This is a genomic window from Verrucomicrobiia bacterium (genome assembly GCA_035946615.1).
Taxonomy (GTDB): Bacteria; Verrucomicrobiota; Verrucomicrobiia; order Limisphaerales; family UBA8199; genus DASYZB01.
Genome location: DASYZB010000037.1, coordinates 17,434 through 31,354, shown reverse-complemented (window position 1 = coordinate 31,354; position 13,921 = coordinate 17,434). Strand labels below are relative to the sequence as shown.

The 13,921-nt window shown below is 57.7% G+C and carries 8 protein-coding genes and 2 pseudogenes; 5 read left to right on the top strand and 5 right to left on the bottom strand.

Annotation, left to right across the window (positions count from 1 at the left end):
- Positions 1 to 5 precede the first annotated feature (5 nt).
- A complete protein-coding gene (locus VG146_05930; protein ID HEV2391886.1) occupies positions 6 to 1,094 on the bottom strand; it encodes an NAD-dependent epimerase/dehydratase family protein in 1,089 nt (362 codons plus the stop codon).
- Positions 1,095 to 1,596: 502 nt separating this feature from the next.
- On the opposite strand from VG146_05930, the gene ligA reads away from it, so the two are divergent.
- Positions 1,597 to 3,687: an NAD-dependent DNA ligase LigA gene (gene ligA / locus VG146_05925; protein ID HEV2391885.1), complete on the top strand. Its 2,091-nt coding sequence runs from the start codon at positions 1,597 to 1,599 to the stop codon at positions 3,685 to 3,687.
- On the opposite strand, the gene VG146_05920 is transcribed toward ligA, so the two are convergent.
- A complete protein-coding gene (locus VG146_05920; GenBank protein ID HEV2391884.1) occupies positions 3,688 to 4,410 on the bottom strand; it encodes a DUF72 domain-containing protein in 723 nt (240 codons plus the stop codon).
- 109 nt (positions 4,411 to 4,519) lie between these two features.
- Here VG146_05920 and VG146_05915 point away from each other — a divergent pair.
- Positions 4,520 to 4,885: pseudogene (locus VG146_05915) on the top strand (ISAzo13 family transposase).
- Between the two features lie 48 nt (positions 4,886 to 4,933).
- Here the strand turns inward: VG146_05915 and VG146_05910 are convergent.
- Positions 4,934 to 6,745, bottom strand: a pseudogene (locus VG146_05910) (glycoside hydrolase family 44 protein).
- Between the two features lie 956 nt (positions 6,746 to 7,701).
- Here VG146_05910 and VG146_05905 point away from each other — a divergent pair.
- The 3 genes from VG146_05905 (at position 7,702) to VG146_05895 (ending at position 12,582) form a co-directional block, all read left to right on the top strand.
- A complete protein-coding gene (locus VG146_05905) occupies positions 7,702 to 8,835 on the top strand; it encodes an NPCBM/NEW2 domain-containing protein (protein HEV2391883.1) in 1,134 nt (377 codons plus the stop codon).
- A gap of 517 nt (positions 8,836 to 9,352) precedes the next feature.
- Complete coding sequence (locus tag VG146_05900; protein ID HEV2391882.1) at positions 9,353 to 11,128, top strand: hypothetical protein; 1,776 nt, start codon at positions 9,353 to 9,355, stop codon at positions 11,126 to 11,128.
- A gap of 536 nt (positions 11,129 to 11,664) precedes the next feature.
- Positions 11,665 to 12,582 carry a prepilin-type N-terminal cleavage/methylation domain-containing protein gene (locus tag VG146_05895; GenBank protein ID HEV2391881.1) on the top strand — a complete coding sequence of 306 codons (918 nt, stop codon included), beginning with the start codon at positions 11,665 to 11,667 and terminating at the stop codon, positions 12,580 to 12,582.
- A 111-nt stretch (positions 12,583 to 12,693) separates the two neighbouring features.
- On the opposite strand, the gene secG is transcribed toward VG146_05895, so the two are convergent.
- Positions 12,694 to 13,146 (bottom strand): preprotein translocase subunit SecG, encoded by a 453-nt coding sequence (secG, locus tag VG146_05890; GenBank protein ID HEV2391880.1) that lies wholly within the window; start codon positions 13,144 to 13,146, stop codon positions 12,694 to 12,696.
- Between the two features lie 10 nt (positions 13,147 to 13,156).
- A complete protein-coding gene (tpiA, locus tag VG146_05885; protein ID HEV2391879.1) occupies positions 13,157 to 13,921 on the bottom strand; it encodes a triose-phosphate isomerase in 765 nt (254 codons plus the stop codon).

Below are 13,921 nucleotides of genomic sequence, written 5' to 3'. Positions count from 1 at the left end.
GGGCATCAGGCCCCAGGGACTGATGCCGCGTGGGCCGTCGTCTTGGGGGGCGCCTCTTTCCGGCTGCGATTGCGCCAGGACGAGTGGATTTCCTCAAAGATGTTCTGGAGGCTGCGGGTGATTTGCCAGTTTGGATAATGGCTTCTGATTTTCCCCAGATTCGAAATGTAACAGATGTGGTCGCCTTTGCGGCTTTGGTCGGAATACTCGTAGCGCATGGGTTTGCCGCTGATGTCTTCAGCCAGCTTCAAGGCCTCCAGAATCGAGATGGAATTGGCGCGGCCGCCCCCCAGGTTGTAGACCTCGCCACAGCGTGGCCGCTGGATAAACTCGGCCATCAACCGCGCGACATCCAGCGAATGAATATTGTCGCGGACTTGTTTTCCTTTATAACCAAAGACCTTGTACTGCTTGCCCTCCAAATTGCACTTGATCAGGTAGCTCAGGAATCCATGGAGTTCGACCCCGCTGTGATTCGGGCCGGTCAAGCAGCCGCCCCGCAAACAGCAAGTGGGCATTTGAAAATAGCGGCCATATTCCTGAACCATGACATCAGCGGCAACTTTTGAAGCGCCAAAAACTGAGTGGAGCGATTGATCGATGCGGAAGCTTTCCGGGATGCCCTCGGCAAAGGCTGCATCGGCGTAGTCCCAGCGCGTCGCGGTCTCCTGGAGCGCCAGCTCGTTGGGCGCGTCCCCATACACTTTGTTGGTGGACATGTGAACGAATGGCGATTCCGGACAAATGCGGCGGTTTGATTCCAGCAGGTTGAGCGTGCCCACGGCGTTCACATCAAAGTCGTCCCAAGGCCGGCTGGCGGCCAAATCGTGGCTGGGCTGGGCCGCGGTGTGAATCGTCGCGTGCGGTTTCAACTCGCTCAGCAACCTCAGCACCGCTGGCCGATCACGGATATCCAACTCATAATGTGTGTAACTGGGGAACTGCTCTTCGAGACGCGCCCGGTTCCAGCGGGTATCTCCCTGAGGTCCAAAAAAATCGGCCCGCATATTATTGTCCACACCGCAGACACGCCATCCATGCTTGCTAAAAAAGGCGACCACCTCGCTGCCAATCAGACCGCTGGAGCCAGTCACTAAAAGCGTCTTCTGCTTTGGTGAGCGGCGGGAGGTCCTTTTACGAGTTGCCTCATTCTCCGAGTGTGAAACATCAGCCATAATGCGGCAGGAGAGTAGTGAGGCAAGTGGGTTTTGACAAGCCGCTTGGCTTTACAGCTTTACAGCGTATGTCAAAGTGGCGCCGGCATCTTCGGCGGCGGGTTAGTCCGCGTTACCATGGTAGCGCTGATTGGCAACCGGCTGAACCGCCGGCTGGCAGTCGGCGACCCGTGCCACCGGCCCTGGCTTGTTGGGTGACATTTTTGGCATGATTCATGCCATTAGTTCTCCTGTGCAGGGCTCCTCCTCCCGCACGTTGTGGTTACGGAGGCGGCGCTAAATGATAAGGCCCCGCCCCGTTTTTCATAGGTGGAGGCACGGCGATCCGGCCTAAAGGCCGGTTCGCCTTTTTGTACGGGGCGTTCAAATCCTCCCGGCTTTTGGACGTGCATTTTCGGGCAGGCCGGTTACTTATTGGTTCATGACGCTCAATGAGGGCAGGCAACGTCACGCTCAGCTCGTCGAGGAAATCCGGCGCCACGATTACGCTTATTACGTTTTGGCTCAGCCGGCCATTAGTGATCAGGAATACGACCGGCTTTACCACGAGTTGATTGCTCTGGAATCAAAATTCCCCGAGTTGATCAGCAGCGACTCGCCCACACAAAGGGTTGGCGGCCAGCCGCTGAAAGAGTTCAAACCGGTCCGTCACTTGGTTCCCATGACCAGTCTGGACAACACCTATTCACAGGAAGACTTGCTTGAATTCGTCCACCGCGTCCAACGATTTTTACCCGGAGAAGCCCTCGATTGGATTGTCGAGCCGAAGATCGATGGGGTGGCGGTGAACCTGCGGTATCAAAACGGCAACTTCACTTGCGGCGCTACCCGGGGGGATGGCGCCATCGGTGATGACATCACCGCCAACTTGCGCACGGTCCGCAGCATCCCCGCCCGCCTGCGGTCTCAGCCGGGAGCGGCAGGCGGCTGCGGCAAACACACAGATGCAGGACAGGCCGGGCATGAGGAGATTCCTTCCTTGCTCGAGGTCCGCGGGGAAGTGTACCTCACCAAGGCCGGATTCGAAAAGCTCAACGCGGAACGCAAAGCTGCCGGGGAAGAGCCTTTTGCCAATCCGCGCAATGCCGCTGCCGGGTCGCTCAAGCAATTGGACCCGCGCATCGTGGCCAAACGTCCGCTGGACATCCTGGTCTACGGCCTTGGCCATATCGAGGGAGCGGCGCGTCCGCCCGAAAGCCAGGCCGAGATGCTCGAATTAATTAAGAGGCTTGGATTTAAAACCCCCGGCAATACCTGGCATTGCCGTTCCGCGGAGCAATTGGTCGCGGCAATCGCGGAACTCGACAGAATCCGGCGCAAGTTTCCGTATGAAACAGACGGGGCGGTGATCAAACTCAACTCCTTTGCCCAGCGGGAACAAGTCGGATTCACCTCGAAAGCGCCGCGCTGGGCGATTGCCTATAAGTACGCTGCGGAGCAGGCGGAGACATTGCTGCGGGCCATCACCGTCCAAGTAGGCCGCACGGGGGCGCTGACCCCCGTGGCGGAACTCGATCCGGTCTTCCTGGCCGGAAGCACCATCAGCCGCGCCACGCTGCACAATGAAGATTATATCCGGCAAAAAGACATCCGGATTGGCGATACCGTGACGATCCAAAAGGCCGGAGAGGTTATCCCGGCTGTGGTCGATGTCGTCCTGACCCGCAGGACCGGCAAGGAAATCCCATTCCGCTTTCCGCAATCCTGCCCGGAATGCGGTTCGAAGGTGTCGCGAGCGGCGGGAATCGCCGAGGGCGATGAAGGGGTGGTTTGGCGATGCCTCAACCCGGATTGCCCGGCGCAAATCCGGGGCCGCATCGAGCATTGGTGTGCTCGCGGGGCCATGGACATCGAAGGCGGCGGTGAAGCGCTGGCGCGCCAGCTTATCAGCAGCGGCCTGGTGCGCGACGTGGCCGACCTCTATTCGTTAAAACTTTCAGACGTGGCCGGTTTGGAACGAATGGGAGAAAAATCCGCGCAAACTTTCCTCGGCGGAATAGGTGAGAGCAAAGGCCGTGACATGTGGCGAGTGCTCTATGGCTTGGGTATCCTGCACGTCGGGGCCGGCGTCGCCAAGGCCTTGGGCCGTTGTTTCCCCACATTAGAGGACCTCTTTGCCTCGGGCGTCGAGCAACTCACAGCCTGTGAAGAGGTCGGTGATGTGATTGCCCAAAGCATCGTTCAATGGAACGGAGACGCGCGCAATCGCAAGCTGCTCGAACGCCTCAAGTCGGCAGGAGTCAACTTGAAATCCGAACTCTTCCGCCCCAAAGCCAAGGGCGGGGCATTGGCCGGCAAAACCTTCGTGCTGACCGGGACGTTGCCCAAACTCAAACGCGAAGAGGCGGCGGTGAAGATCGAAACAGCGGGCGGAAGGGTCAGCAGCAGCGTGAGCAAGAAGACCGATTACGTGGTAGCCGGCGCAGAGGCTGGGTCCAAACTGGACAAGGCGCAAAAGCTGGGGTTGACGATTATCGACGAAGCGGGCTTGCTGAAACTGCTGGAGCAGTAATCAGGCGGTCATTTCTATCAGCAATTTCGCGTTACCGGGAGCGCGGACATTCGCGTCGTTATTGAAATAGACGAACACCTTTTTTCCGCGGCGCGCCTGTTGCCGGATATGGCCGGCCCATGGTTTTAATTCATCGCGAGTGTAATCGTGGGCGGCGCCGCCTTCGAGCCCGTGAAACCGGATATACACCACACCCGAGGTGACAGTGAAATTGGGCGGCATACCCAGAGAACTGACCGAGACATGCGCGACCCGGCGCTGCTCGAGCAACGAAAAGATTTCGTCATCCAGCCACGAGGGATGACGAAACTCGACCGCGTGCTCATAGCGCTCAGGCAGGCGCTTGAGGAATCTCCCAAGCCGCGGCCCATCCTTGCGCAGCACAGGGGGCAACTGCCACAAAATGACCCCGATACGCTTTTCGAGCGGGCGAAGGCGGCTGAAAAATCTGCCCAACCCGAGTCCAAGGTTCATGAGTTTTTTCATATGGGTAATGAACCGGCTGCCTTTGATGGCATACACGAAGCCGGGCGGCGCCTTGTCGCGCCAGCCTCGCGCCATGTTCAGCGTGGGCAGGCGGTAGAAGGTCAGATTGATTTCAACGGTCCGGAACTGGGTGGTGTAGAACTCGAAATGGCGGGCCTTGGGAACATCTGCCGGATAGAAATGTTTTTCCCAGCTCTTATACGACCAGCCGCTGGTCCCGATAAAGATGTGTTCCATGAGAAATGGCGACAAGCGCTGTTGCCTGAGCGAACATAGCGCGGGCTTAAACCTATGGTATGGGGAAAAGGCCCGCCCCTTGCACGATAGCCCAAGCTACTGCGAATCTGGCGGCGGCAGTAATGGTTATCGTCTACGGCTGTGGAAATGGGAGCTCCAGCGCTTTGCCGATCAGACAGGTCTTTCGGTTGCGGTATGCCACTTTCCTCCAGGCACCAGCAAGTGGAACAAAGTGGAACATCGATTATTCTCGTTCATCAGTTCCAACTGGCGCGGCGAACCGTTGCGGGACTATGAAACGATCGTGCGCTCAATAGCGAGCACCACTACCGCCAAAGGTTTGAAGGTCGCTTGCCGCCTGAACCGCCGTAGTTATACCGCCGGACGAAAAATAACTGAGGAAGAGATGGCTACCATTAACATCACGACGTCGCGTTTCCATGGCGAATGGAACTATGTTATCCGCCCACACTAGTTGTAAACGTTATTTATTGACACTCCCTTAGGCTCCACGCCCGGCTCCTCAGGGGGCCCACTGGGCTCGATAGAAACTCCGGTTGATTGCGGGCAACACGATGTGCCAGGAACTGTCTGCCAGCAAATTGGTCAGCACAGGCAGCCATGTCCTGAGGTCGGTCGAGGAAAGCAGGATGTACCGCTGCCCGGCGGTTCCGTCCAGCCAGAGGTCGAACGTGTTGGTCTGGCTGAGGGTGCCCGCGCGCAGCCGGGGCGGGGGCGTTGTGCCGGGCGGCAAAACAAAAAGAGTGACGCTCTGTGGCGGGACAGTGCTGGTAAAGGTCGAGCCGCCAAAGCTCAAGTCGCTCAGCCGGGCGATGGTGTTGGCGGCAGTCAACTGCCACACCTGCCCGCTGCCGGCCAGCGGGTAATTGGTGACACCGACAGCGGCTGTGGCGGCGGCGGTCAGTTGCTTGTTGATGACCATCACGGTCAGGGCGCCATCCGAAGAACGCAACGCCGCAAAGGTCGAGACGTTGTCCGGGTTGGGTCCGGTGGCATTGACACTGGCATCCCCAAAACCTGAGTCGGCGCCGTCGTAGTTGCGAAACAGCTTCATCGCTTTGTAAGTAGGCGTGCTCGGATCCGGGGTTGTCCAGCGCGTGGCTAGGTCCAGGCCTTCGCGCCCGAATATGCCCAGGATATCGGCCTGCACGGTCGCGCCGTTGATGTTGGCCTCGGCGCCCCAGTTGTATTCGGTAATGCCGATCTTTGTGCCCGGGTAATAAGTAGCGACCCAGTTTTTCATGCGCGGAATCAGCATGACCACGTTGTTGATCCAACTCGCATCGATATAGTTGGTATCCCAGAGTTGGCGCGTCGAGCGGTTGCGCAGCAATTGCGTCGAGGTCGAGATGTCATCGCCTGACTCCCCGCCTTGCGGGTAGCAATGGAGCGTGAAAAAGTCCAGGAGCCGCTGGTTTGTATTGGTTGCCCGCTGATAAAACTGGTTGAGCAGCCACGGACAATAATCCCAGCCGCCGTTGTCCGCGCGGTCCGGCAGGTAGCCCCAGCCATGTTGGCCGCCATATTGCTGGTCGTAGCCGCTGTACAAATAACCGGACCAGCCCCACTCTTCAGGCGCGCAAACCAGCGCGTTGGGATCGAGGGCCTTGACCATGCCCGCGTAGTCGAAAAACTTGTCGCGTATCTCCTGCATCGTGGCCCCGACCGCGTGAATATCCTGGTGGGTCGATTGTCACAGGCTGTGCTCGTTGTCCATGAGGTAATAGCGCACGCCACCATTGGTAGAAAAGCCCAAGCGATTGGTCAGATGCTCGACAAAGGCCCGTTGAAAGGCGGAATTAGTCGCGAAATTCGCGTCATTCGGATCGTTCCAGGTTATGGGTTTGTTGCCGTTGGTTGAGCTGATGCCATTGCCGGCATCGGGCATCCATTGCCCATCGTTGCCTGTCTGCGGCCCGTATTTGGCAATCGAGTAGCTGGCCAGCTTGCCTCGATTCGGCCCGAGCTTGGGCGCCCAGCCGATCATCGGGATGGTCAGCATCGGTTCGGCCCCGCCGCTCTTGCTTGTCGCCACGAAGCTGTCGGCCGTCGCCGCCGGCGTGGCGCTCCCGTCGTCGATGCTTTCGAAATACCAGTCCGCCGCATGGTTATGCGCATTGAGCGCCCAATTGTAGCGCGTCTCGCTGTTCCCACCGGAGCGGTGCACGGGGCAATTCAGGTCGCTCAATTGGCTGGCTGAGCCTGCAAAAGCCACGCCGTAAATCAATAGGCTGATGGGGTGGCGGTTCAGCCGCGCATCCACGAAAATGGCTACGGGTGTGTTGGTGGCCGGCGGGGCATTGGACCCCGCCATCAGCGTGATGTCGTCCAGGTAAAAAGTCGGTTGGCTTGTGTTCACGCCTTGAATCCAAAAACCGTCCATATCTGGCCGGTTGGCCACTCCGATGGATGCCAGAGAAACCGTGTAGAGCGTCCAGGTATTGGCCACAGGCGGAGTGAGGGCAACAGCCGTTTGCGATACGCCGCCCGCGTGTCCCTGGATTTGGAGTTGTTGTCCGCCGGCAGCCCCGCCGTTCATCCAGAATTTCAGGCTCGCGTAGGGGCTGGAATCAAACGCCGCATGGGCTATGTAAATGGCCTGCCACCCATTGGTGATGGTGACGCTGATCGATAAGGCGCCGGAATGGACCACGGTCGTGTTGCCGTAATTGATGCTGGTCCAACCCCAATTCTGCCATCCGTTTTGCAGTGAATCGGTATAAATGGGTTGATCGCTCTCGCCAGAAACGTCAAAAGCTAAACTGAGAAACAGGAGCGGTGCGATCCAAACGCCGCGAACAACACTTAACATGCCCGCCATTATGGCAAGACCCGTGCCATTTTCGAGCCAAATCCCGCGGGCTCATTAAGCTCTTGCTCTGCACGGAAAAAGTCGAACCATGTGCCTGATGTTCAAAACGAGCGCCCTTGGCGTGTTGTTGTGCCTGGTTGTTCTATGTGCTCGAACATCTCAGAGCGTTGTCGCTTCCCCTCTCCCTGCTGATGTGCCTATCAATCCGGAAGCCGGTCGCGGAGGCCCTCTGGTCGTGTCAGTCCGCTTGGAGAGCGGAGAGGAGTTGCCATTTTTCGTGGATACCGGAACGTCGTCAACCTTCCTGGACAAATCCTTGGAGCCAAAACTGGGAAACCCCATCGACACGGCGACCTTTCAATCCTGGGGCCACAAAAAAAAGGTCAACGTTTATGCCGCGCCAAAACTCTACTTAGGAGGCGTTCCGTTAAGATTGTCCTCACCTGGCATCTTAACGGATGATTGCCAGCAGTGGGGCTCGCTCGCCGGGCGCCACCATGGGCATGCTCGGCATTGATTGCCTGCGCCAGTACTGCATCCAACTCGATTTCAACGCCGGCAAAATCCACTTTCTGGACGACGCACTGACCGGCAAACAAAAGTGGGGCAAGGCCTTCCCGATCGTTCCCCTTAACTCCCGCGACCCTCGTCCGGCAGTGGCGCAAAATCTCTTCGGCGAGCAAGGTCCGCATTCGCTCATCGACAGCGGGTTCCTGAGTGACGGATGGCTCATGCCAAAATACTTTGATCAATGGACCAATAGGACTGTTGCGCCGGTCACCGGTACAGCGCGCTTCCCCAACGGCCTGTTCGCCGGTGAAAAGTACCCCCTCGTTTCGTTGCCAAGGATCGACGTGGAGTCAGACGGCATTGGTCTCCGCTTCCTTGCCCGCCACCTGGTCACCCTGGATTTCCCAAAGAACGCGGTGTATCTCCTGCGCCAATCTACCGGCCCGCTCCCCGACCCGAGGCTCGCAAAGACGCCGGCTCTGGCACCCCTGCTCCTGACCGTGCTCCAGGAAGATCTCGGCGCCGCGCGCAAAGCCATCGCTAACCTCGAGCAAAGCAACGCCACCTCCTTGGAAAAAACCGTCGCCCGAAATCTGGTGGCGACCTTGGAAAACGAACCCAAACCGACTCCGGCGGATGTCCCGCCTGAAGTTGCCCAACTGCCCTTGGGTGATGCCCGGCCGCGACTGGCCGAGGTAGGCTGGCTCCAACCGGCTGCCAATCGCATCCCCCTGTGCGACCAGGTTGAATCGCCCTTGTTGGACTCTGGGAAAGTCTATGCCACGGGCCTGTTCGCTCATTCCCCATCCCGTTATGTTTATAACCTCGCAGGTAAATGGAAGAGCTTGCGCGGCGAAGCCGGACTCCACACAGCCTTCCAAGGCGAGGCCTGGGGAGTCGTTTTCGTCATCAAAACCGACGGCAAGGAGGTATTCCGGTCCCCCGCTATACGCGGTTCACAACACCCCCGCTACGACATAGACCTCACGGGCGTCAGAAAACTGCAACTCCTGGTTGAAAACTCCGGGGCCAGCAACGGCTGCAATTGGGCCCTCTGGCTCGATCCCACCCTTTTCCGTTGAACGAACGGGTTTTGAAGATGTAGCAGCCGACGCCAGGAGGGCTCTGATCTGCGCTTAGACGACTTGAAATCCGAGCCTCTTTGACGGGTTACCCGCCTGCCGCGGTCAACCCTGCAAAAATGGCGAGCCAATCAGTTGGGGCGTCCGTAGTAGGGCGAAAATGTGTCTAAAGTAGGCGCACTACTCCCTATCGCCCGTGACCCGAGAGTTCCAGAGTGCGGGGCAAACGCTAAGCGGTGGGTTGACTATGCGAATTCCAAAATGTCGGAGCGCAGGAATGGGACGGGCGCTTTGCCTCGTCGCGTTGGCGATGGCATTCTGTTCAAACTCCGTTTTGGCCCAGGTGAATTCCTGGATAAGTCCAACGAGCGGCAACTGGGAAAACCAAGCCTCCTGGTCGCTTGGTGTTCTTCCGAACGCAAGGCAGTCCGTCGCGCTCACGAACGCGGGTTGGAAGGCGCTTGCCGTGGACCCCAACACCGCGCAGGACTTTCCTCAGTCAATGCAGATTCAAGGAATGCAAATTGCATCCCCGACCAACTCCTCCAATGTGCTCCTGCTGAATTATGCCGGGTTCCAGGTGCCCCTGCAAATGACGTCGCTGAGTATCGGAACGAATAGTTCCGTCGTGGCGCTATCCTCCATGCTGGAAGTCAATATCGACACAAACGGCAATGGCGGTATCCAACTCGGCGGCACGGTTGACCAGGGCGAATTTGCTGAGGTGAAAGTGCAGGGCTCGCTGCAGGTATGGCATCCCATACAATATGCCAGCGACGTTGTGCCTCCTGCCGCCTATTATCTGACTAATGGCACATTGACCGTCAATAACGGCGAAGGCATCGGAGGCATGCGAGGGCCCGGCCAATTCGTCCAGTACGGCGGCAACCACAATGTCGGCGGTCACAGCACCATATACGGAGGCGGAGGCAGCATCGAATTTGATACGGAGGCCGAATTCGATATCTACGACGGGCAGCTTACTGCCACCAATGGCATCGTGGCCGGTGCCGGTGATTACGCCGACGGCGCCTACTTTTACCAATACGGCGGCACCGTAAATGCCGATATGAGCGTCGGTGGCAATTATTACCTCTACGGCGGCATGCTCAGGGGCAGCCATTTTACCATGGCTTTGAACGAGAGATCGGACGCTCATGTGACGCAAACTGGGGGAACCAACTCCGCCGCTTCGATGGAGTTGGGCCATGCCAGTGAATTTGGCGGCGGAGCTTATTACACGCTCTCCAACGGAGTCATCCACGTCGATACCTCAGTCACGTTCGGCGGCGGCCAGTTTACGCAAATAAACGGGCAGTACACGATTGTATCCAACCTCGTAATGTCCGGCGCCGCGATTGAGGTTGGGGTTGCGCCCGCGGATTACTACCTTGATGGTGGAACGCTGTCGGTCGGTGGGCTGACCACGACTCTAAGTTCAACGTTTCACCAGAACGGCGGCACGAATTATGTCGCCGGGGATATTGTCCTGGTCGCAGCTCCGCCTCCGCAAAACGGCTTTCTTCAAACGGACCAGTACGACCTGGCGGGCGGCTTTCTTTCGGCCCGGAACGAAATCGTGAATGCTGCCGTTTATGGTGGGTTTCGTCAGACTGGCGGTTCCAATCAAATCACCGAGAAACTCACGGTGCAGGGCGCCGCCCCTGATGCATTTTATTACACGCTTGAGGGCGGCACTCTCACGGTGAAGGACATTTACGTCGGCGCTGGCGCCTTCTTCCAGCACACCAGCGGAAATATTGTCCAATCCGGCCTGCTGACTTTGGACCAGGGCGAATGGAATGCGGCCGCAGGTACTCAGTCCCTTGGGCCACTGCAATTAACCGGCGGACCATCCACCAACTCGTCCATCAGTTTTACCAACGGCTCTTCGATTTTGCGCCTGGCCAACAGCAGCGCGCAGCCTTGGGACTCCACTGCCATTCTTTACATCACCAACTGGCATGGCTCGGTCTCCGGCGACGGGGAGACTCAGCTCTTTTTTGGGTCCGACGCGAGCGGATTAACCTTGCAACAACTCGCTCTTATCAAGTTCTCCCTCGCGGGAGGACTCTATCCCGCCCGGCTTCTGCCTACCGGCGAATTGGTGCCGCAGATGGGCCTGCTCACCTCTTCCATCTCCGGGGGCACGCTGACGCTGACGTGGGGAGCGAGTTGGACCCTCCAATCCTCGTCGAACGCTGCAGGTCCCTATGAGGACGTTCAGGGAGCCAACAATTCGTTTACCACATCCATGACCAATCCAGGCCAGTTTTTCAGGCTGCGGCAATAACTACGGATTGGCGTTTTACGTGTCGCGTTTTACGTTGCTTTCCCGGCGCGTTCCGTTAGGAATAACGCGAAGGGCTGTTTTGCGCTGTTTTTGAAAATCGAAGCTGTTAGCCTGATCGGATAAAGCTGAAAGAACGAGTGTCGCCGCCATGGCGCTGCACAAAGTGGTTCCATGGTTCGTGCTGGTTTCTTCCACCGCGCCGCCGCTTTCCGCAAACTTCCGGGGAGTTCCGCGGCAAGAATCAAACTTCAAAATCTCTCGGACCTCCTCCAACCTGGCTCCCCGAGTCAATATTCGGCCCTCCTTTCCGCGCTCGCCAGCCAAAACGCAACCGGAAATTGGCTTCTAAAAAACAATAATTGTACATGCATTGTAGTTAATAATAACTACTTGCACCCAAACGGTTTTAGTGGTTACATTGCATCAGTTTGGATCGCGGGCTCAACAGATGAGCTTTAGTGGATGCTATGCGGTAGAACGCACACTTCTCAATAAACTTTTGCGGGCTTAAGATGCGGTTCATCAGATTTAAACCTATGAAAGGCTATATAAAGCAGAATCCCTCAGCCAGGACAGTTTCTGCGACCGCACGGGGCGGCTTTACGTTAATCGAGTTGCTGGTGGTGATTGCTATCATCGCCATTCTGGCTGCCATGCTCCTGCCGGCATTGAGCAGGGCGCGGCAGAAGGCGCATGGGATTATGTGCCTCAACAACGGCAAGCAGCTCCTGATCGGATGGAGGATGTATGCCGACGATAACGGAGACCACACCGTCAATAATTTCGGGGTGACAGAAACCCAGCAGACCATCCAGACGGGCAAGTATCTGAATTGGGTAAACAACGTGATGGATTGGACGGCGAGCGATCAGTACGGCAATTTCAATATTAACTATGTAAAGAACGGCATCTTAGCCCCCTATGTCAACCGGAGTATCGCGGTGTACAAATGCCCTGCGGATACCTATGCCAGCGCCCAGCAGCTTGCTGCCGGTTTCAACAGGCGCGCCCGGAGCATCAGCATGAACGCTTTCTTTGGTCCCTACAACCAAACCGGCGGCGCTGGGGCAAACTGGGTTCAAGGCAAGAACGAATTCTTCTCCACTTATCACCAGTGGCTCAAGATCGCCCTGGTCTCCAAGCCGTCCAATTATTTCGTCACGATTGACGAACACCCGGATTCGATCAATGACGGCTACTTTCTGAATAATCCCAGCGGGATGCAGTCGTACTGGGGTGATACGCCGGCTTCCTACCATAACGGGGCGGGAGGCATCTCGTTTGCCGATGGGCATTCGGAAATCCATAAATGGCTCGGGTATGCCACCAAAGCGCCGATCAAAGCTACTTTAGGGGCGGCACAACCCGCGTTACCCTTTGGCAGTGATGCCGCCAGCAAAGCCGATTACCAGTGGCTGGTCCTCGAGCACACGGCTTTGCTGTACGCGCAGTAATGCCTGGGTGGAGACCAAGCCGGAGAACCGACCGGCAAAAACGCGCGGTGCGGCCAATGCCCCTTTGAAAACGCGCCGGCAAATCAGCCCGGGGCAGGCACCCCGGGTTTCCTATTTAGCGGCAGGGGCATTTGTCGCGGCAGGCGCGGCATTGGAGCTTTCGGTGGTTGGGGTCAGCAAGTTGAGATTGGTGGCGGTGAGCTGGACAGGCGGTTTGCCGGGTGGCGTTGGCGTGGTGGCGCCGCTTGGGGCCTGCTGAGAAGCCGGGGGCAGGGCGCCCGCTCCGACGGGTTGCTCGAGCCGCTGCTCGAAAGTGCTGGTGGTGCGCCGGGCCTGTATAAGCGCCAGCGCGATTGCCAGGGCGAAAAAGACAGCCGCCGCGTATTTGGTAATTTTGGTCAGGACATTGCCCGAGCCTGCGCCAAAGAGGGCGTCACTGGCCGCGCCGCCAAAGGCCAAACCGGCGCCAGCCTCCTTTTTCGGGAGCTGGATGAGGACCAACAGCACCAGGATCACGCAATCCAGCACCATCACCAACGTTAAAAGACCTATAATAAAACCCATATCGGAATCATTAAATCGAGCTTTTGATTATATCCGCAAAGCTGCGCGCTTCCAAGGAAGCTCCGCCTACCAGGGCGCCATCCACGTCCGGCTGGCTCATCAATTCACGCGCATTGGACGGTTTGACACTGCCACCATATTGGATTCGGGCGCGCCGGGCAACTGTTTCGTGGAAGATTTTGACCAATAAACTACGAATAAACGCGTGGGCTTCCTGGGCTTGGGCCGTGGTGGCGGTTTTGCCCGTGCCGATGGCCCAGACCGGTTCATAGGCCAGAATGCTTTCGGCCATCTGCTCGCGGGTCAACCCGGCCAGGCTGCCCCGGACCTGCCTATCGAGAACCGCTTCGGTTTTGCCCTCTTCCCGTTCCTGGAGGGTTTCCCCGACGCAAATGATCGGTTTAAGCGCCGCGGTGTGGACCGCCTGCGCCTTTTTCGCTATGAGCGCGTCGCTTTCTTTCTGGTACTGCCGCCGTTCGGAGTGACCGAGAATGACGTATCGGACGGAGAATTCTTTGAGCATGACGGCGGCGATCTCGCCAGTGAAAGCCCCGACGTTATGTTCGCTCATGTTCTGGGCGCCCAGCCGGATGTTGGAATCGAGAATGGCTTTGGACACTTCACACAGGGCCGTAAAGGGCGGGCAGACCACGATATCGACTTCCTTCACGTTTGCCAGCTCAATCTTCAGGCCGCGCACCAGGTCCAGCCCTTCGGCCACGGTCTTGTTCATCTTCCAATTGCCCGCAATGATCAGCTTTCGTTCTTTATTCAT

Excerpts from the sequence above, each read along its gene's own strand:
- secG (HEV2391880.1), bottom strand. The coding sequence starts at position 13,146 with ATGGGTTTTATTATAGGTCTTTTAACGTTGGTGATGGTGCTGGATTGC.
- VG146_05905 (HEV2391883.1), top strand. The coding sequence starts at position 7,702 with ATGATTGCCAGCAGTGGGGCTCGCTCGCCGGGCGCCACCATGGGCATG.
- ligA (HEV2391885.1), top strand. The coding sequence starts at position 1,597 with ATGACGCTCAATGAGGGCAGGCAACGTCACGCTCAGCTCGTCGAGGAA.
- VG146_05920 (HEV2391884.1), bottom strand. The coding sequence starts at position 4,410 with ATGGAACACATCTTTATCGGGACCAGCGGCTGGTCGTATAAGAGCTGG.
- VG146_05900 (HEV2391882.1), top strand. The coding sequence starts at position 9,353 with ATGCAAATTGCATCCCCGACCAACTCCTCCAATGTGCTCCTGCTGAAT.
- tpiA (HEV2391879.1), bottom strand. The coding sequence starts at position 13,921 with ATGAATAAAGAACGAAAGCTGATCATTGCGGGCAATTGGAAGATGAAC.
- VG146_05895 (HEV2391881.1), top strand. The coding sequence starts at position 11,665 with ATGAAAGGCTATATAAAGCAGAATCCCTCAGCCAGGACAGTTTCTGCG.